We start from the raw sequence: 18005 nt of genomic DNA, 5'->3' as shown, positions 1-18005 counted from the left end.
CCTTTTTCCATCCTGTTGATTTACTTGATTTGGCTTTGCATCTAGAAAGGAACTTTAGTATTCTCTGTTTGGAAAGTCCAAGCGCTTGAAGATTAGACTAGATGCCTTATTGGAAGAACCTTTCATTAGTTCATAGTTGGTGCAATAGTTGCATAAAGACTGTCAATATAGTTGCTATTTTCAATATTTTTCAGAGTTATTTCAAATGAACTACCTTGAGATGTTTCTAGCATAAGAAGTAGATTTTGAAACTGTTCTCTCATTTGAAACTTGCTAAACGCATCTACACTATAAGGTAGGCCATATGAAGCATTGTATAATTTCCTCAAATTTCCACCGGACTCACTCCTTTCACAGCCTCTATTATTAAAAACAGTTTTGGAGGCAGATGTGCAACACAAAACTGGACAGGGGCAGTATTAATTAGTTATTAGAATGCGAAGTTAGTGCACGGACTCAAATCGTCATCCCATGTACTAACGCCACGGCATGAACTTACACAGGATAGAAATGATAATTTTACAAAACCCTAGTACAAATTTTGGGAACCAATAATAAATTTACTAAAAAGCCGCGTGGGGAGTTTTAGGTTGCCCACTTGATTTTTGAAAAAGTTGCCGACTGCGCTTTTACAACTGCCTGCAATGAATATGTGAGATCTTTTGAACTCTTGACAATCGAACGTTTGTTTGATATACTTGCGACATCAACTATTAGACCAGCAGATGACAAGGGAAATGAAGTAAGCCTAAAAACATAGCACGCATATCGAGGGGAGATGGCGGGATGCCGTATCTATCCAGAGAGAAGATCGAGGGGATTGCGGCGAGAGTTGTGGACGCATACTGGAGATTGAATTCCCAGGCTGGCGCTGAAAAGAGGATCTGCCCGGAAATACTCGCGCAAAAGCTCTTGGGCTTGAAGGTGGAATACCGCACTTTGTCTCGGAATGGTTCCATCTTGGGAATGACAGCGTTTGAAAACGTAGGCGTTCGGGTCTATGAGGATAACTCGCCTGGCTATTATTTCCTGGACGGCCGCACCATCCTGCTTGAAACCTCCCTCGCCGGGGAAAAGGCCAATCCCGGCCGTCGGAACTTCACTCTGATGCATGAGACGTGCCACCAGATCTTCCGAATACTGTTCCCGGCTGAGTATATGCCGCCAGCCCAGTGCCGGAAAGTCTGCTGCTGTACATTATCCATGTATGGATACCGGATCAAGCCAATCAATTGGGAGGAGTGGCGCGTCAACACATTGGCTGCTTCGATCTTAATGCCCAAGGATTTGTTGATAGAACAGATGCACACAGCGGGACTTGGGAATAACCTCCGGCTTTTGAATAAAATCTTTGCGCCCAAGGAATATGAGAAGTTTGCTGCCGTGGCAGAAGCAATGGGCGTATCAAAAGCCGCCCTGGCCATCCGGATGAAGCAGCTTCACCTGCTGGACAGGGATGACCTGAAGGACCCTTATGCGCTTGTTCGTGTCGTATGCGATGAAGAATGAATGTTTCAGTAGGGAGGACGATGCAAGATGCCGCGATGTAATATCCGGGAGGAAAATCCCGCCAAGTACGCTCAGGTAAAGGCGGAGCAGGAAAAACTCCGGGCAGAGTGTTCCCAGAGCAGCAGTATAACACTGGCACGCCTGTGTCCTTACTGCGGACACAAGATCGAAATCCTCTCACGTGGGACCCATGGATACGCTTTTACCAAGTGTCCGAATTGCGGGGAGAATGTAGGATTCCCGCCAGTATCATTTCGTTTGGCATGAAGCCCCTAAAATAGAATCACCCAAGACTGTGCCCCGGAGCCGCTTGATGCGCTGACTTCCCATGTGCCGCTTGATCTGCCTTCCCCGTTGAAGAACGGAGAGGATCAACGGCGCACGTCAGCGGATCAGGCGGCTCTTTTTCGCCCATCTGGTTCCCATGAGGGACCGGATGGGCGTTTTTCCATTTTCAGGAGGCTTGAAAATTTCTTCAAAAAAATTTTTTTAACCCGGACAAGAACTGTCCGCATTAGCCTGTAGAGTCAGGGCATGGAAGCGAAAGAGGGGTGAAGATGTGGGCGCGGCAGAGCGGCGACAACTAATACTGGACCTGCTCTGCCAGCGGCGAAAGGAGACTATCCCAAACCTGGCAGCAGAGCTGGGGGTGAGCGAGAGGACCATTCGCCGCGACATCGAAATGCTCACGCTTCGCTACCCCATCGAGACGGCCTGCGGCCGGTATGGCGGCGGCGTCAGGATGGCGGACTGGTATCAACAAGGCCGCCGGCGGCTGACGCCGAGGCAAACGGCCCTGCTGCGGCGCTTGGCCGCGGGACTCCAGGGCGAGGACCTGGAAGACATGAAACAGATTCTGGCTCAGTTTGCTTCCTAAAGGAGCCCCAATGGGCTCCGTTGCTCTTTGAAAAGTTCACATCAGCAGTACGGATCACCACACGGACAGGCGCGCAGTGTCCGCCATGACCCGGGGAGAATCCCTCTCTCCGGAGAGCGATCCGGCCTGTGCGGGGCAGCATTGGCAAAGCTGTCTATCATTCCCAGGGTTGAAAGCAGTAGAGACCTTCGGAATGTGCCCGTGAAGGTCCGCCAAACCTTATCCGTACTGTTCCCAATCCCTCACCGGGGGGCGAGCTGCAAATGCGGTGAGGACAAATGAAACAAGATAGGGGACTATACAGATGATAGAGAATAACAGGCAAAATGCCCATCAAGAGATCGATCACATTTTCAAAAAACTTCTTCCTGCCCACGGCATGGCGGAGCGTCCAGTTCAGGTGGCCCTGAGCCATCGGATGCTCGACGCGATGCTGGATGACAGCATTGCCCTGTGCGACGCCGGGACGGGGATCGGAAAAACCTATGCCTACCTGGTGGCCGGCATCGTGTTCAGTCGGAGCCGCGCCGCCAGGGGACTGGCGAATCAGCCGGTGCTCATTTCTACCTCCAGCATCGCCTTGCAGAACGCGGTGCTGGAGGAATACCTGCCCTTTCTCTCCTCTGTGCTGATAGAGGATCGGATGACAAAGACCCCCATCCGGGCAGTGCTTCGAAAGGGGAAAAGCCACTATGTGTGCGACGAGCGTCTGAAACGGCGCCTGCAGGCTGTGGATCTGACACGGAAAAGCCCGCGGGCAAGAGACGCCCTGCTGTCTCTCCGGGATCATCTGGACCTGGACATGGCCGAGCACCTCAGCGGGTATGACCGAATGCGTGTCTGTGTGCCCATGGTCTGTGACTGTGGACGAGAGAGCTGTCGGTATCAATGCTTTATGGAGATGTGTGCCTCGGATTGGTACCAGGTGCAGATCTGCAACCACAATCTGCTGCTGGCAGACGCCATTCACCGGAACCTGGGCCGCCGGCCCCTGCTCCCGGAGTGGAGTACCCTGATTTTGGACGAGGCCCACAAGTTGCCGGAGACTGCCCGCCAGATGTTTGGTATCACGCTGACAGCGGCAGAGATACATGAACTGATCAGGGCACTGCGGGGAGAACGGTATCTCCTCGCCTCGGAGACCCTGGAGGAGGCGGCAGGACCGGCGCTTCGGGAACTGGCCCGGCCCTGGGATGAGGACAAGACCTTTTCTCATTTCGCCCCATTTCTAAACCGGCCACACCATACGCTGGAGTTAATTCAAAAGCAGATTGGAACTGTGCTGACCCACGGGACACAGCGGAAGCTGGATCAGCTGCGGGATAAGACGGCCCTGTTCCTACAGGAGCAGAGGGACATGATCTTCTATACAGCAGAGGATTCGCATGGTGGTACAATGCTGTGCGCCACCACACCAAATCTGACCAACCAGCTTCGTCAGACGCTCTGGCGGCAGCAAAAGCCCATGATCCTGACCTCCGGTACTCTGGCAGTTGGGGAGGACTTCCGTCGATTCAAGGAAGCGACGGGCCTGCTGACAGACAGCCGTGTGCGGGAGTCTGTCAGCCCCTCGCCCTTCACATACAGCAGGAACTGCCTGATGTATGTTTCCCGCCTACCCGCCCATCAGGGGGCCGGACAATACTATGACAGCCTGACGGCGGAGATCGCCGCCCTGCTGGACGCGGCCCACGGTCATGCCCTGGTGCTGTTTACATCCTACGCCGCCATGTCCGCCGTGAAGGAGCGCCTGCGGGAGCAGGATCTGGCCTATCCGCTGTTCACCCTGGGGCGCAACGCGGTACACACCACAAAGCAATTTAAGAGCACGCCCGGGGGCGTCCTACTGGCTACAGGAGCCGCCTGGGAGGGGTTTGACTTCCCTGGGGACTGCGTGTCTCTCCTGGTGATCCCCAGGCTGCCATTCCCGATCCCGGATGCACTGAAGGAGAAGGAGCGGGAGCAATACCCAACCCTCCATTCTTTTCTGCGGGGCATTGTAGTGCCGGAGATGCAGATCAAATTGAAGCAGGGCTTTGGCCGGGCCATCCGCCTGGAGACAGATACCTGCGTGGTGGCCATTCTGGATGAGCGGGCCGCCAGGAATCAACGTTATTGGAAGGACGTACTGGCCGCCCTGCCGGAGATGCCAGTCACTCAGGACATCCATCGTGTGGAGGCGTTTATCCGCGGCGTCAAGCCGGACAGCTACTTCCAGGAGGGGGCGGCATGATCAACGCCAAGACAGAGCTGCAGTATCAGATCGCCCTGAACATCTTGATGCGGATGAGAGCGGCGGGTTTCGTGACAGAGGATGAGGCAGAGAGCATCCGGCGCTTAGCAATGGAAAAATACCAGCCTGTTTCTGTTCAGGAATAGAGCTGGATATTTTTCGAAGGGCGTGATAGTGTTGTCGCCGCAGGACCAGAGACATTTGCGGAAAGGCAGGAAAAACACATGGAGTATCTCTACTACGCCGAGCAAAAGTATATGTATACCGGATACGTGGAGGCCAGGATCTTGACCGCTCAAGAGGCGGAAAGCCTTGGTTACGAGGACGGCTATGTTGAGTCCAGAGATAACTGTAAGGTCTATGTGGACGGCTTTGACAGCGAAATGGATGCGCGCAAACATTTGGAAGATTTAACAGACTGCCATATCATAAATTGACAAAATTGGGAAGTCAGACACAGTTTGAGCCGGCATTACAATCAGCTGGTAACTGTTCGGGAATAGTGCTGGATATTACCCGAAAGGTGCGGTAGTGTTGTCACTACCAAAGAATAGAAAGGATAGAATAGAATGAGCGGGCAGAAAAACGCGCCATTGAATGTGGCAATATACTGTAGAGTTGGGTTCAGTGAATATGCTCTGGAAATCCAAAAGCAGCGGGCCGCAGCGGTCATCCGGGAGCATGATGATTGGAATCTCGCAACCACATATACAGACCTCGGCACAGGCCCTCAGTTCAACAGGAGACCCAGCTTCAAAATGATGATGGCCGACTGCAGGAAAGGGCTGATCGACAAAATCCTGGTCAGGTCCATATCCACACTGGCACGTGATACCTGGAGCTGTATGAAAGTCCTGCGGGAACTCTCCGCGCTTGGCGTTACCATCCGGTTTGTGGACGAAAATGTCGATACGGAGACCGACAGCCAGTGGATGGAGTTCCTGAATTTCTACAGCGCATTGAGTGCTATATGGCGTGAAGAGATAGGGGCGGCAGAAACATCAGATATTGTTCCTGCACTCCAATAATAGGCAGCAGAAAGACTGATAAAAGGAGGAGCAGACAGCGTGGCAGCAAATGTGACGGTAATTCCACCCAGAGCAGTGCGTCCGGATACCTTGCGCGTAGCGGCCTATTGTCGAGTCAGCTCTGACTCCGCTGATCAACTCCACTCCTATGCGGCCCAGATTCAATACTATACGGACCTGATCCAGAACCATGATGGCTGGGACTTGGTAGACGTGTATGCCGACGAGGGCATTACTGGCACCCGGATGGACAAACGGGAGGATTTCAACCGCCTGCTAGCAGACTGCCACAAGGGGAAGATCGACAAGGTATTGGTCAAATCCATCTCCCGATTTGCCCGCAATACCCGAGACTGCCTGGCCTCTCTCCGGGAGCTGTTCCGGTTGGGGGTGTCCGTCCTGTTTGAAAAAGAGAACATTGATACCGGAACGCTCACCACCGAACTGATGGTGAGCGTTTCCAGCTCTCTAGCCCAGCAGGAGTCCGTCTCTATCTCCCAAAACCAACGGATGAGCTATCAGAGGAGGATGGAGCGGGGAGAATTCATCACCTGTACGGCACCGTATGGATATCGAATGCAGGATGGGAAGAACCTTGTTATTGAGGAGAGTGAGGCCGGGGAGGTTCGGTGGATGTTCCAAGCGTATTTGAACGGAAATAGTGTGAAACGGATTGCTGAGGAGATGAACCGTAAAGAAGTTCATAATTCCTGGAAACGAGGAATGTGGTATGAGCAACTGATTCGCAAGATGCTTTCCAATGAAAAATATGTGGGGGATTCCCTGTGCCAAAAGACATTTACAACTGATACATTCCCGTTTGCAAGAAAAACCAATCATGGAGAAGCCGATCAATACTATATTGAAAACACGCACCCGGCCATCATATCACGGGAGACTTTTGAGAAGGTGCAAAATTTATTGAAAAAACGCGCGGAGCGTCGCCCATCATCCAGACAGAGAACACTGTTGTCGCTGAAGGTCATCTGCGGAAACTGCGGATCGGTATATATGCGGCGAGTCAATAAAAGCGGCCGCACGACATGGGTGTGCAGAAAACATGACCGCAACGCCATTGACTGTCCCAATGGCAGAGTTCCGGAGGCAGAGCTTTACGCGGCCTTCATGCGGATGTACAACAAGTTGAAGCGCAATACGGGGGTTGTCCTGCTGCCGGCTATAAAACAGATGGAAGAACTCAGAGACGTGATCCAAAGGGGCAATCCCGCTATGCTGGCCGTGAACAAAGCCATTGCCCTGGCAAGTGAGCAGAGCTATAACATCAGCAAGCTCCAGACAGCCGGGCTCCTGGACACTGATGCCTGCACTGCTAAATTCAACGAGATTAATGCGCGGCTGGCGGAGCTGCGGGCGGAACGGCGCAGATTGTTGGAAAATGAGGACATAGACGACGCCATTGATGCCCTTCAACAGACGGTTGACCTTATCCGGCATGGGCCGGAACGCCTGATGGAATTCGACGAGGGACTGTTCCTCAGCCTGGTGGAGCGGATCGTCGTGGAGTCCCAGACCTGCATCCGCTTCCGGCTGCAGGGAGGCATTGAACTGAAAGAGCTGCTGAAGGAGGCGGGAAAATGAGCAACCGAAAAATATTGTACGGATATCAGATTCGGGATGGTGAGATCGCTGTTGTAAAGGAGGAAGCGATCCACGTGCGAAGGGTATTCTCACTTTACATCGGAGGTTTTTCCTATCAGAAGATCTCCAATCTCCTCAACGCAGAGAAGATCCCGTATAGCCAAGAGGCACCCGCCTGGAACAAGCACAAGGTCAAACGTCTGCTGGAAAATCCCCGCTATATAGGCCGGGACAGCTATCCCCCCATCCTGGACAACGTGGTATTCCAAGAGACACAGGAGCACATTCACAAGAAAACCGCCGGCTATACTCCCAAGGCGGATCGCCCAGTGCTCCGCCTGAAAGCGCTGCTGCACTGTGTTCAGTGCGGCGGTACATTGCACCGGCTGGCCGGAAAGAACCGCAGGGCAGATACTTTGTATCTCAAATGTGGAAGCTGCGGCGCCATGGTTACCATTCCAGACGACACCCTGCTCTCGGAGGTTGCCCGTCAAGTCACGGAGCATGATACCGCTGACTGGCGGCCTTATCAGCCCTCTGGAGAAGTAGTCCGCTTGACCAACGCCATCAACCGTGGACTGGAGCGCCCCGAACACCCGGAGGAGTTGGTCTCCCTCATCCTGCAGGGCGCTGCAGCCCGCTATGACTGCTGCCCCGCAGCAGCTCCATCTGAACGAGAAAACCACCCGCTGGATGTGGATTGGAACCACATCCGGCAGGTGGTTTCTCACATTACCATCTCGGCAGAAAATATGGTGGCTGTATCCTTCCGGTGAGCCGCCAGGAAAGGAAAACGCATGGAACAGGCATTGGAACGACGTGTACATATTATCCCGGCAACAAAGAAACCTACCGATCCAAAATCATCACATCATGGCAAACAGCGAGTAGCGGCTTATTGCAGAGTGAGCACCAACAATAAGGAACAAATCAACAGCTATGAGGCACAGAAAGTCTACTACACCCAGAAAATCGAGGAAAACCCGGATTGGGAGTTGGCCGGCATCTTTGCCGACAAAGGACTTTCCGGCACCAGCTTAAAAAAGCGGGACAATTTCAACAAGATGATTGCCGCCTGCAAGCGGGGAAGGATCGACACCATTCTTACAAAATCCCTCTCCCGATTTGCCAGGAACACAGTGGACTGCCTGGAGACGGTTCGGATGCTGCGGGCGCGTGGGATCGGGGTCATCTTTGAGAAAGAGAACATCAATACGCTCACGGAGTCCAATGAGTTCCTCGTCACCTTGTTCAGCGGATTTGCCCAGGCGGAAAGTGAATCCCTCAGCGGAAACATTGTCAGAGGGAAAATGATGAGTATGCAGGCTGGCAATGTGCCCTTCCAATACAAGAAGCTGCTGGGCTACCGTGAGGGGGAGGACGGCAAGCCGGAGATCGACCCCGAGGAGGCAAAGACGGTGCGCCGAATTTACCGCCGCTACCTGGACGGATGCAGCTTGTCACAGATTCAGCGGGAACTGGAAGCGGACCATGTGCCCACCGCACAGGGTGTCCAGCGGTGGTCCTACCAGATAATCCATAATATCCTCACCAATGAGCGTTACATCGGGGATGCCCTGCTGGGAAAGACCTATGTTCTGGATTGTATCAGCAAAGAAGTGCGGAAAAATAATGGAGAGCGTCCACAATATTATGTGGAGAACAATCATCCGGCGATCATTCCAAGAGAGTGGTTCCAACGAGTAAAGGAAGAAATGACTCGCAGGGCCAGCAAGCGGAAGGTCATGCAGCGCCACGGCAAGACAGAGCTGGGCAAATACTCCGCCAAATACGCCCTCTCTGAACTCCTGGTATGTGGGGAGTGCGGTACGCCCTATAAACGGTGTACCTGGGCCAGAAACGGGAAGAAGCGCATCGTGTGGCGATGTGTCTCCCGCCTGGAATTCGGAACGAAATACTGCCATAGCTCTCCGACCTTGGATGAGGAAAAACTGCATCAGGCGATCCTGGAAGCCCTGAATGAGTTTGTCCAGGCGGACAGTGAGGTCAAGGAGGATATGCTGAATTTTACCCGGCTGGTTTGGGCGGGCCAGGAGGTGGATGGTGCCAGCTTGATCTCCCTGAAACAGCGTCTGGGAGACATCACAACGGAACAGGCCTTGCTGCTGGATAGAGTGCTGGAAAACATGAACGATCCAGACCTCAACGCCCAGCTCAAGGCCCTGATGGATGAGAAGCAGGCAGTGCAGGAGCAGATCCAAGCCATGGAACAGGAAGCCGCTCAAAGCGAGAACCGGATGTCCCGTATGGCGGAGCTGCGGGAATGGATGGCCAAGCTGGAGGTCAACACGGAATACAACGACGAGCAGGTGCGTATGGCGGTGGAGCGGATCACGGTAGTGGACGCGGAGACCATCCACATCAAGTTCCGGTATCCTGGATTGGAAATGGACAAGAAACTGAACTGAGAGGAGAATACATCAACATGGCATTATTTCTAACAGGCGATACGCACGGAGATTTCAGAAGATTTCTGCCAGAGAGCTTCTATGAACAAGAAAGGCTGACCAAGGAGGATCTCGTCCTGGTTTGCGGAGACATGGGCGGCGTGTGGTATGGAGACTGCCGGGATGATGAGGGACTGGACTTCCTGGAGCGTCGGCCCTTTACCACCCTGTTCGTGGTCGGGAACCACGAAAACTATGACGCCCTGGGAACCTATCCGCTGGAGGACTGGCGCGGCGGGAAGATTCGCCGTATCCGTCCATCTGTGCTCTTGCTGGAGCGCGGGCAGGTGTTTGACTTAAATGGGAAACGGATTTTCACCATGGGCGGGGCCAGCAGCCACGATATCCAGGGTGGCATCCTGGAGCCGGATGATCCCTTGTTTCTCCTAAAATTCCACACGCTGGAAGTCAAAGGAACACCTTTTCGGGTCAACCACCGATCCTGGTGGAAGGAGGAACTGCCAAGCCCGGAAGAGTATCTCGAAGCGCGAAGAAACCTAGACAAGGCGGGTTGGGAGGTGGACTATATCATCACGCATTGTGCTCCTACCAGCATCCAGAATGATCTGCTCCGGGAAAGGTCAAAACCGGACGAACTCACGGACTTCCTGGAGGAGGTGCGGCAGCGATGCCGGTTCCGATACCACTTCTTCGGACATTACCATGGTGACGGCATCATCCAGAAACAATTCGTGTTGCTGTACCGGAAAATCCTGCGGTTGAAATAAAGCAAGGGGGACGATTTTGTGTATCGCCCCCCCTTGCTCTATTTCAACCAGCCAAACTAGGAAAAAAGATTCATATTGGCGTGATCTGCGCTATACAAAGCGGACGAAAAATGGTATAATGCCCAAAATAATGAGCCACATTGAGGAGAGTCCGCTATGTTTATACGGAACAAAGAGGGACGAGTTCCTGTCACAGTGCATTTAGAGGACATTGCTGGTAAGCTGGAAGAGACCATGGATCACTGGGAGCAGTACCTGAATGTTGTTACCGGGGTATTCGAAGCTCTTCCTGATGGGATGTACATAGAGGCGGATGAGGAGTTGGTCGAACGAATCGAGGGCTCGACAGACTATGTTCGACTGCCCAACCAATACGAGATTCATGAATACCGGATCATGAAGTGGTTTGCTGCGGCCACGCCGAATCAGCGGAAACAGACAGCTCTGCTCCGGGCGCTGAATGGGAGACGGCCTTATCGCAGATTCAAGGATGAATTGAACTACCATGGATTAACCGAAACCTACTATGCTTTCCGCTCTCTGGAATTTATGAAAATAGCTAAAGAGTGGTGTGAGGATAACGGGATTCCATTTCGGACGAGAAAAAAGTAAGGAGGCGAACACCAAATGGCATCGCAACCGATCTATCAGTTTTATGCTGAACTAAAAGATTATGAGCCGAAGATGTGGCGCCGGTTTCAAGTCCCGGGCAATATTACCATGGCCCGGCTGGGGTATATCCTGATGACTATGTATGAGATGCGAGCCAACCACCTGTTCTGCCTCACGGTCCCGGTTTGTGAAAACGCAAAATTGGATTCTTCACTGCCCAATGCCGGTTCTGTTTTGCAAGATGAGGTCTGGCGGTTTGAGATCGACAATGAGGAACTGTTTCCGGGTGAAGGGGAAAGCTCCTTTGATGCTTCATCCTATAAGATGCGATCTGCCCTCCAGGGTTATCCGGGCGAAAAACTGAACTTGGAGTATGACTATGGCACCGGGTGGGAAGTAACGGTCACTCTGGAGACAATTTTGGAAGATAAGGAACTGCCGGGCCGCGAACTGCCGCGTGTTCTCGCCGGCGAGGGTTATGGGATCGTAGAGGACTGTGGTGGAGCTGGCGGACTGGAACGCTTGGCGGAAGTGTTTCGGCAGAAAAGCGGAAATGATTACGAGAACTACAGACAGTGGCTGGGCCGGGATGAACTGGATCTGACCGCTTTCGATTTGGAGGACATGAATCTGCGACTTAAGAAAGTCCCTCGCATCTACACAGAATTGTACGAATATGGCTGTGCCCCTTCTCGGCGGTCACTCGATTTTTTGGAGAGAAAGTATCAGAAATGAATGAAGCACTGACAAGACAAGGGGTTCACGTTGCTTGGCGTAATTTTTGAAAAAAGAATGAAGCAAAAAAATGACGTGGCCGGAAACCATTGCGCCGCAAGGCTTTGAGGGATGCATCTTTTTTATCAACACATGACAAAAGCTCCTTGGTGCCAATAATGCTCCAAGGGGCTTTTTGCTATTGTCGGGGAGCACATCAAAAATTAATAAGTTTTTACTGCTCCTCGGTATTGTATTACCATTATGCTTTAGCTATAATACATTATAATCTATCTTAAATTTGTGAATATCTATAGCATGTTAAGTCCATTATTTTCCCACTTTTATTGTGAAAGAATGGTTGCATATGAATATACGGATTAGAGAGCAAGCCGGAACAGATTCTGTTAGAAAATTTGACTACCAAATGGCAGTTGCGTTAGACTATTTATTATCTGAAATAGATAGTGATACCATCATCCTTATAGAGACTTTAGAAGATTTTGCGGTTTTTCGCAACCATGGTACCGAATTTGAAGAAATAGAGATTTACCAAGTAAAAACTAAAAATAGCGGTTTATATGAAAAACGAACGTTACTTTCTGATAATGTCCTCGGGAAAATTATTCTAACCGATTTTTATTTTAACTCAAAATCTAAAACGCTAAATATTGTATGCAACACCCCACTTAAAGGTGCATCAACTGAGACTCTCGATAATTTTGTTTTTGAAAACTCATTGACCCCTAAAGAACTTACTGAGTTAAAATTAAATGTAAAGACATATCTAAGTAAAGAATCCGATTTCACAGGTTCCTTAGAATCCTATTGGGGCAAACTTATTTATATCAAATCCTCGTTGCCTTTTTCAGGAAAAGAAGATCGATATAGTGAGACATTAGTTGGAAAAACCAACAGTGTTATTTCCCATTATTTAGGCGATGAAAACCACTCAATCAATCCACAAATTGTTTTTAATACTCTAAGACTTTTGATTGATAAACAGCGGAGAAATAAAATTACTACTTCCGAAATAGATGTTGAAGATGCACTCTCTCAGAAGGGAATCCGCACATCTGATGTTAAAGCAGTAATAGATCAAGCGGCCAAATTTCAACACCTTACCAAGAACGAGATTTTTCAACACGCCTCGCAAATATTTAGTCCTGCCGAATTTTTGGCGATTAAAAGTGAATACCCTACCTTTTTATCCTATCGAGCCAATCTCTCTGACCAAGCTTATCAAGATGCACTCAAAATTCTTCAAGAAGAATATTGGTCCTTAACTGCAAAATATGACTCTCTTGATGAGATTATCCGAATTACTGCTCAAAACTGTTGCCAAAAGATTCCCTATTATAGCCTTGCAATTATACAAATAATGGCAATTGTTATTGTATATAGTTAAGAGGTGAACGTATGAGTATATTTTATAAAAGCCTATTGATACTCGATAAAGGGAAAAATGTTGCAAGGAAAATCGAATTTCAGCCGGGCATTAATATTGTCACCTCGCATCTCAATAGTGTCGGAAAAATATCATTATCTTTGATGCTTTTGCATAGTTTTGGTGCCAAAGTTAGATTCAGCGATAAATGGGACCTATCCAATGTATTTACAAAATTGACCATACAAAAAGATTCAAGTGAAATTGAGATTATCCGGCACAGGGACACTTATACAATTATTACTGGCGACGAAAAATATTATTACCCTCTTCAAAAAAATGGTTATGCAGAAAAACTGTATGAACTGCTGGGCCTCACCATCAAAATCAAGGATAAAAACTCCGATACATACTCTACTGCTATACCCTCACTGTATCTTCTTCCCTATTTCTTATCGCAAACAAAAACTGATGAGGATAGATCAGTTTTTGAGGATTTAAATATGTATTTAAAGTCCGATTTACGTGACGCTTTGTACTACCATGTAGGTGCATTAGATAACCATTATTCTTCCGTTATTCAACAACTGACACAGTCGCGAAAAAAGCTTGAAGAACTACGAAAATCACGTGAAAAGCAAATTTCTGAAATAGAATACTTGGAAAGAAAATTGGCCGAATCTAAAAGCGCAAAGTTAATAGATAGTGATGCTGATTTAGACGCAGATATCGCTGTATACCAGAAATATTCTAAGAAGAAGCAGGATTATTACTCATTGGTTAAGACCCAATCTGATATAAAGCATAAAATCAAGTTGTTGAACGCTACATTAAAAGACAATTTGGTCTATACCGCAAAATTATTAGATGGGGAAGATATTATTTGTCCTGTATGCAACTCAAATATTACTGACTTTATTTCTTCAGCATTAAAGGTTGGAATTGCGGAAAGTGATATAAACACTGAACTTGCCAGTCTGAAGGCCGATTTGCTGAATACTGATAGAAAAATTGCGCTTGCTAAGCCTAAATTAGATGAATTACATCAAGAAATTATGTTGATTGAGCAGCAACGAGAAAATGTTAAGATTACACGTGCCATTATTGTTTGGAATGAAGAGTTGTTGGTTGCAAAGAAAAATTTTGCTGAAATACAGTTGCAGATAGATTCCCTTGAGGCATCAATAAAAGGATACTCAGAGGAAATGAGAAACTATAACGAAAAAAAGCAATCAGCTGATAAAAGTTATCGATCTGCATTTGTCACACTGCTAAATGCAACCAATATCAGTACAGATGGACTCGACATTAGCAGTTTGAATTTATATGATTCTCTACATTTAAGTGGAAGCGAAATTCCTCGGGTAGCAATTTCGCGGTTCTTTTCCTTATTAGAAAGTAAAACTGCTGACAGTATTGTTATGCCTATTATCTTCGACTTTCCAAATTTGGATATGACCGAGGAAAACCTAACAAAATGTTTTCAAGTAATGTGCGAAAAAATTTCTGATACAAAAACTTATCCTCAAAGCTTTATATTCTCTATCAATTGTGAAGAACGAATATCTAAGGCCGGTGCCTCATTAGAGAAAATCAATATTATTGATATAGAGAGTCTTCCCATGGATGATTCCGCAAATCCAAAGCTATTATGCAAACACGATTATAGTGCTTACTCAAAAGAAATTAGTGAGATGATTAATTCTTAAAATAGCATATATCCATTCTTCTCCCCCCAAAACTCCGAACTTGCATTTCGGCATTTTTTGTATGTTCAATTATTGCCGGCCAAGTTCTTTCCGCACCTCATTGTAGTATCTATACACCGTATTCTTATCTACCCCCACCTCTCTTGCAATAAGGCTCTTGCTGGTGACCTCCGGGTGCTCCCGCATATAGGCGGCAATGGCTTTCTTCTTCTCACTGATTCCGTCCGGGATAGCCTCCAGGTCTCCGCTTTCTTTGATGGCCTTAATCTCCGCCCTCATCTGCTCGATCAGCCCAGGCAGGAGCGCCTCACATTCCTCCCGCGTTTTGGCGTACACATTGCGGGAGTGCTTCTTGCCGTCCGGCCACATAGGGGAGTAACGGCCCTCCCAGCAGTTCTCGCTGATCTGGGTGATGCAGCCGGTGCCGGGCTTCCGTTTCCTTCCTACATAGGGCTGGAATGTGGTCATAGCTTGTTTCTCTTGCGGCTCCGCAGGTGATTCCTGCGGAGCCGCTTTTCCTATTTTCTGGTCGATCTTTGCCGCCGCCTCAGACCGCATTGGGTTGGTGATGTGGGTGTAGATGTCCAATGTGGTGGCCGCCGAAACATGGCCCAGCATGGCGGAGAGGGTCTTCACATCCATCCCATTTCCCAGAGCGATGGTGGCAAAGGTGTGCCGTAAATCATGAAATCTAATTTGCTTACACTGGGCGTGTTCCAGAATGAGGTGAAGCCGCGTTCTGATGTAGGCCGGGTCCAGAGGAGAGTCCTCCTTCACCGGCGAGGGAAACATCCACCGGGAGTTTACGCTCTCCCTGTACTCTTTCAGAATATTCAGAAGCGCAGGAGGCAGGCTCACCGTGCGGATGGAGGATTTCGTTTTGGGCTGGGAGATCAGAAGCCCGTCCTCCTTTGTCCGGTAGACCTGCTTGGTGACTTGTAGTTCTCCGGTCTCCAGATTCAGGTCATCCCACTGCAGGGCCAGCAGTTCTCCCCGCCGCAGGCCGGTGGTCAGCTCCAGCAGGAACAGCTCGAAGTACCCCTCGGCTTTGGCCTGGATCAGAAACCGCTGGATCTCCTCACGGGTCAGCACCTGCATCTCTCGGGCTTTCTTGGGCGGCAGCTTGCAGCCGACGGCGGGATTCACGCGGATCAGCCCCTCCTGCACCGCCTTTTCCAGCGCGGACCGGCAGTTCAGGTGGCAGGCCCGCACCATGCGGTCGGACAGCCCCTTGCCGTAGTGTTCCGTGTGGAGGAGGCGTCCGCTCTTTTTCAGTCGGGCATAGAACTGCTGCAGGTCGTTCTGTGTCAGTTGATCCAGAGGGATGCTGCCCAGCTCCGGGATGATGTGCTGGTAGATCCTGCCCTCATAGCCAGAACGGGTGGTGGGCCGAAGTTTCGGCCTGGAGTAGTTCTGATACCAGAAGTCCATCCACTCCCCGAAAGGCATATCGGACTTGACCTTGTCTGACTTGGGCGGAGTGTACCGCTCCTGCAGCTGCTTCAGCTTCTCCACGCATTCGCTCTTTGTCTTGGCCAAGACATTCTTGGTTTTGGGAAGGTTTCTTTCATCGTAGCCGATGACGACTCGGCCCTCCCATCTGCCGTCCTTGCGAAGTCTTACGGTTCCCTCGCCGTTTTTTCGTTTTCTTGCCACGGTTTCCACTCCTCTCCCAAGATGTCTGCCATGAAATCTCCCACGATGTTCGCCGCCTGCTTCTGCATATCGCCGGTCACATGGGTGTAGGTGTCCAGTGTGAAACTGGCGTTGGTGTGCCCCAGAATGCCCGAGAGGGTCTTGGCGTCCACACCGCCGGCGAGGGCGTGGGTGGCGAATGTGTGCCTCAAATCATGGAACCGGATACTGGGCAGTCCCGTATTTTTCAGGATCGTTTTCAACCGGTGGTAGGCATAGCTGGGGTTGACCGGTTCCTCCGGGTGCAGCGGGTTTGGGAAGATCCACTGACTGATGGCCGCTCTCTTGCGTTCCCTCAGACGCTGGGCCGTGCTGTCCGGCAGGGAGATGGTGCGCCGGCCCTTGTTGGTTTTAGTCTCTCCGATCTCCAGCGCACCAGCTTTGCGGGAACTGACCGACCGGACGATTTTGAGGGTTCCATCTGCCTCGTCGAAGTCCTCCCACTGGAGGCCGCAGATCTCACCCCGACGCAGGCCGGTGGTCAGTTCGGTGTAGAAGAAGTCCCGCCACACCTCATCCTGCTCGACAGCCTCCAGAAAGGTGTCCAGCTGCTCCTCGTTCAAGATTTGCTTTGGACGATAGTTGGGCTTGGGGACCACTGTGCCCTCTGTCGGATTCTTGGCGATCAGGTGTGCGCCCACCGCGTCTTTCATAGCGTGGTGGAGCATGGCATGGATGCGGGAGAGCATAGCGTCAGAGAGTTGATACCCATATTTCGGATGTTCATGGATGCGGCCCTCCCGCTTCAGCTTGGTGTACATCCGCTGAATATCCGTTGAGGTGATACGGGAGATCACCTTGTCACCCAGGATGGGTTTGATGTAGTTCCTGGCATACTGCCGGTAACCATACATGGTGCTGGGGCGGATCGTCCCCGCTTTGTATTCATCCAGCCAGCGGTCCAACCACTCTCCCAATGTCATGCGGCTGTCCTCGGTCAGTTCTACATCCTGATAAATCTCGATATTTTGATGGAGTTTGCTCAGTAGCTCCTTCTGTGTGCAGCCATACACATAGCGGAAGATGGGTTCGCCGTTTCCCTTGTGGCCCACCACGGTCCGGCCCTCCCAGCGGCCATCCTCCTTTTTTCGTACCATACCGTCGCCGGACGGTCTGCGCTTTGCCATGGCGTCTCGCCTCCTTTCAGCCACACACAATACTCTAACTCTCGGAGAATAGCTACCTGGTTTGATCACAGTTATCAGATTGTTACCAATTGCCTTGGCCCGCTCCATTCCTCCTTGCTTCTGCCGAATCGGCTGAGTGGCCTTTTCATTGTTTAGGCGGCGCAGTTTTTGAGGTGAGGAGTGAGGAAAAACTTGTACCCCTCCACAAGCTATGGTAAGATTCAGTCACTTCATAAAGAGAGAAGGGGGAGATCCATGATCTATTGCGTATCGGACATTCATGGGGAGCTTGATAAATTTGAGCGGCTGCTGGATCTGA

16 protein-coding genes are annotated in these 18005 nt (G+C 50.3%); 14 read left to right on the top strand and 2 right to left on the bottom strand.

The features are described from left to right. Positions 1-786: 786 nt before the first annotated feature. The 14 genes from HMPREF1546_RS03675 (at position 787) to HMPREF1546_RS03615 (ending at position 14864) form a co-directional block, all read left to right on the top strand. Positions 787-1509: an ImmA/IrrE family metallo-endopeptidase gene (locus tag HMPREF1546_RS03675; RefSeq protein WP_021748323.1), complete on the top strand. Its 723-nt coding sequence runs from the start codon at positions 787-789 to the stop codon at positions 1507-1509. 559 nt (positions 1510-2068) lie between these two features. Next, on the top strand, positions 2069-2386 hold the full coding sequence (locus tag HMPREF1546_RS03670; protein ID WP_021748320.1) for a DeoR family transcriptional regulator: 318 nt from the start codon (positions 2069-2071) through the stop codon (positions 2384-2386). A 304-nt stretch (positions 2387-2690) separates the two neighbouring features. Next, positions 2691-4619, top strand: coding sequence for an ATP-dependent DNA helicase (locus HMPREF1546_RS03665; protein ID WP_021748318.1), 1929 nt, complete (start codon positions 2691-2693; stop codon positions 4617-4619). After that, positions 4616-4765, top strand: a complete 150-nt coding sequence (locus tag HMPREF1546_RS19125; protein WP_021748317.1) for an SHOCT domain-containing protein — start codon at positions 4616-4618, stop codon at positions 4763-4765. Before HMPREF1546_RS03665 ends, HMPREF1546_RS19125 begins: the two co-directional genes overlap by 4 nt. 78 nt (positions 4766-4843) lie before the next feature. After that, positions 4844-5056 (top strand): hypothetical protein, encoded by a 213-nt coding sequence (locus HMPREF1546_RS03660; protein ID WP_021748316.1) that lies wholly within the window; start codon positions 4844-4846, stop codon positions 5054-5056. Between the two features lie 132 nt (positions 5057-5188). Beyond that, entirely contained in the window at positions 5189-5647 is a 459-nt protein-coding gene (locus tag HMPREF1546_RS03655; RefSeq protein WP_021748315.1) for a recombinase family protein, read from the top strand. A gap of 39 nt (positions 5648-5686) precedes the next feature. Then, positions 5687-7246, top strand: a complete 1560-nt coding sequence (locus HMPREF1546_RS03650; protein WP_051319941.1) for a recombinase family protein — start codon at positions 5687-5689, stop codon at positions 7244-7246. Then, positions 7243-8022, top strand: coding sequence for a recombinase family protein (locus HMPREF1546_RS03645; protein ID WP_021748313.1), 780 nt, complete (start codon positions 7243-7245; stop codon positions 8020-8022). The genes HMPREF1546_RS03650 and HMPREF1546_RS03645 overlap by 4 nt, the downstream gene beginning before the upstream one ends. A 21-nt stretch (positions 8023-8043) precedes the next feature. Then, positions 8044-9675 carry a recombinase family protein gene (locus tag HMPREF1546_RS03640; RefSeq protein ID WP_036629751.1) on the top strand — a complete coding sequence of 544 codons (1632 nt, stop codon included), beginning with the start codon at positions 8044-8046 and terminating at the stop codon, positions 9673-9675. Between the two features lie 17 nt (positions 9676-9692). After that, positions 9693-10442: a metallophosphoesterase gene (locus HMPREF1546_RS03635; protein WP_021748311.1), complete on the top strand. Its 750-nt coding sequence runs from the start codon at positions 9693-9695 to the stop codon at positions 10440-10442. Positions 10443-10598: 156 nt separating this feature from the next. Next, positions 10599-11054 carry a UPF0158 family protein gene (locus tag HMPREF1546_RS03630; protein WP_021748310.1) on the top strand — a complete coding sequence of 152 codons (456 nt, stop codon included), beginning with the start codon at positions 10599-10601 and terminating at the stop codon, positions 11052-11054. Positions 11055-11069: 15 nt separating this feature from the next. Then, positions 11070-11789, top strand: coding sequence for a plasmid pRiA4b ORF-3 family protein (locus HMPREF1546_RS03625; RefSeq protein WP_021748309.1), 720 nt, complete (start codon positions 11070-11072; stop codon positions 11787-11789). Positions 11790-12135: 346 nt separating this feature from the next. Further along, entirely contained in the window at positions 12136-13176 is a 1041-nt protein-coding gene (locus tag HMPREF1546_RS03620; RefSeq protein WP_021748308.1) for a dsDNA nuclease domain-containing protein, read from the top strand. A gap of 11 nt (positions 13177-13187) precedes the next feature. Next, on the top strand, positions 13188-14864 hold the full coding sequence (locus HMPREF1546_RS03615) for a hypothetical protein (protein WP_021748307.1): 1677 nt from the start codon (positions 13188-13190) through the stop codon (positions 14862-14864). 69 nt (positions 14865-14933) lie between these two features. Here HMPREF1546_RS03615 and HMPREF1546_RS03610 read toward each other — a convergent pair whose 3' ends face one another. Together HMPREF1546_RS03610 and HMPREF1546_RS03605 are read right to left on the bottom strand one after the other, a co-directional pair. Then, a complete protein-coding gene (locus HMPREF1546_RS03610; RefSeq protein WP_036629750.1) occupies positions 14934-16520 on the bottom strand; it encodes a site-specific integrase in 1587 nt (528 codons plus the stop codon). Next, complete coding sequence (locus tag HMPREF1546_RS03605; RefSeq protein ID WP_021748305.1) at positions 16484-17686, bottom strand: site-specific integrase; 1203 nt, start codon at positions 17684-17686, stop codon at positions 16484-16486. The genes HMPREF1546_RS03610 and HMPREF1546_RS03605 overlap by 37 nt, the downstream gene beginning before the upstream one ends. Positions 17687-18005 lie beyond the last annotated feature (319 nt).

The sequence above is a fragment of the Oscillibacter sp. KLE 1745 genome (assembly GCF_000469445.2).
Classification (GTDB): domain Bacteria; phylum Bacillota; class Clostridia; order Oscillospirales; family Oscillospiraceae; genus Oscillibacter; species Oscillibacter welbionis.
This window is presented reverse-complemented; position numbering and strand designations above follow the sequence as displayed.

Bases quoted from the DNA above. Each gene is read 5' to 3' on its own strand.
- HMPREF1546_RS03665 (WP_021748318.1), top strand. From the start codon at position 2,691: ATGATAGAGAATAACAGGCAAAATGCCCATCAAGAGATCGATCACATT.
- HMPREF1546_RS03620 (WP_021748308.1), top strand. From the start codon at position 12,136: ATGAATATACGGATTAGAGAGCAAGCCGGAACAGATTCTGTTAGAAAA.
- HMPREF1546_RS03615 (WP_021748307.1), top strand. From the start codon at position 13,188: ATGAGTATATTTTATAAAAGCCTATTGATACTCGATAAAGGGAAAAAT.
- HMPREF1546_RS03605 (WP_021748305.1), bottom strand. From the start codon at position 17,686: ATGGCAAAGCGCAGACCGTCCGGCGACGGTATGGTACGAAAAAAGGAG.
- HMPREF1546_RS03645 (WP_021748313.1), top strand. From the start codon at position 7,243: ATGAGCAACCGAAAAATATTGTACGGATATCAGATTCGGGATGGTGAG.
- HMPREF1546_RS03625 (WP_021748309.1), top strand. From the start codon at position 11,070: ATGGCATCGCAACCGATCTATCAGTTTTATGCTGAACTAAAAGATTAT.
- HMPREF1546_RS03635 (WP_021748311.1), top strand. From the start codon at position 9,693: ATGGCATTATTTCTAACAGGCGATACGCACGGAGATTTCAGAAGATTT.
- HMPREF1546_RS03660 (WP_021748316.1), top strand. From the start codon at position 4,844: ATGGAGTATCTCTACTACGCCGAGCAAAAGTATATGTATACCGGATAC.
- HMPREF1546_RS03655 (WP_021748315.1), top strand. From the start codon at position 5,189: ATGAGCGGGCAGAAAAACGCGCCATTGAATGTGGCAATATACTGTAGA.
- HMPREF1546_RS03640 (WP_036629751.1), top strand. From the start codon at position 8,044: ATGGAACAGGCATTGGAACGACGTGTACATATTATCCCGGCAACAAAG.
- HMPREF1546_RS19125 (WP_021748317.1), top strand. From the start codon at position 4,616: ATGATCAACGCCAAGACAGAGCTGCAGTATCAGATCGCCCTGAACATC.
- HMPREF1546_RS03630 (WP_021748310.1), top strand. From the start codon at position 10,599: ATGTTTATACGGAACAAAGAGGGACGAGTTCCTGTCACAGTGCATTTA.
- HMPREF1546_RS03675 (WP_021748323.1), top strand. From the start codon at position 787: ATGCCGTATCTATCCAGAGAGAAGATCGAGGGGATTGCGGCGAGAGTT.